This window comes from Trichococcus flocculiformis (assembly GCF_900113645.1).
Taxonomy (GTDB): domain Bacteria; phylum Bacillota; class Bacilli; order Lactobacillales; family Aerococcaceae; genus Trichococcus; species Trichococcus flocculiformis.
Genome location: NZ_FOQC01000104.1, coordinates 1 through 1,162, shown reverse-complemented (window position 1 = coordinate 1,162; position 1,162 = coordinate 1). Strand labels below are relative to the sequence as shown.

The window sequence follows — 1,162 nt, the reverse complement described above, 5'->3', positions numbered from 1 at the left end:
AAGGGAAAAAATAACAACTCTGCCAAAAATCCAATACTGCAGATGAAATAGGGTTATTCATGTCAAAGTTTCGGGTAGTATGAATAATTCAGGATGATACATCCTTAATTAATATTTCAGTATCTTCCAAACCGAGATATCTTAATGATTTATACAATCTATTCTTAAATTCATTAAAGTTAAAAATAGTTATCAATGCCGGTTGGTCTTCTAATGGTAGCCTTTTAACTTCTTCCGGAAATAAATTATCCGAGAAGTCTCTGAAATATGAAGTTGGGATTTCCGTGGATATCCTATGTTGTTTGTGGCAAGATAAACGTACATACAATTGCAGCGCAAAAGTACATAACTCCGCAAGCAGCTTAGGGCAAAAGAAAAAGCCATTGCGGGCGTCCTGAAATTCCTCTAAAGTTATAGTTCCAACACTGTAACTGGAGGTAAGAAAGGGAATGCTCGCAATGACCGATATTAATACTATCAGAAATCTACGAAACAATCATGATAAATCTATTCAACACATAGCTGACGAATTGGAAATCAACTGGCGCACCGCAAAAAAGTACGCAGATGAAGATCTTCTGCCTGAGCCCAAGATTAGAAAGAAAACGGGCATGATGTATGTGGAACACTGGGGAGGCATCGTTGCTCTCTGGCTTTCTGAAGATTCTAAGCTCCCGAAGAAGAAGCGTAGGACCGTTGACTTTATGACTAAAGAATTGAAGAACCAGGGGTTTCCCGGTTCGTATCGCACGGTTTGTGATTTCGTTAGGGATTGGAAAGCCACTCACTACGTTGAAGCCAATGAAGATCAGGGCTTTGAGCGTTTGGAACATCCTCCGGCGGAAGCGCAGCTGGATTTTGGCACCATGGAGGTCTGCCATGAAGGAGCCTTTAAGGATATCAAAGCACTCGTGATGTCTTTTCCTTATAGTAACGGCGGATTTGCGGTGGCATTACCAGCGGAGAATCAAGAGTGTCTACTTGAAGGAATGAAGGAGCTATTCCGACAAGTTGGCGGCGTCCCACGAAAAATTCGCATTGATAATATGTCTACGGCAGTAACGCAAGTAAAGTCGAAGACGGAACCAGCAGTGTTAACGGATGGTTTCCTGCAGTTCGCTACGCATTATGGCTTTGAGACACAGGTGTGCAACCCTAGAAG

General features: G+C 42.2%; 1 protein-coding gene. It reads left to right on the top strand.

The genetic code is table 11. The annotated features are described in order from the left end of the window. Positions 1 to 458 precede the first annotated feature (458 nt). Positions 459 to 1,162: IS21 family transposase (gene istA / locus BMZ71_RS14555; RefSeq protein WP_245734467.1), on the top strand; the 704-nt coding region annotated here is incomplete at its 3' end.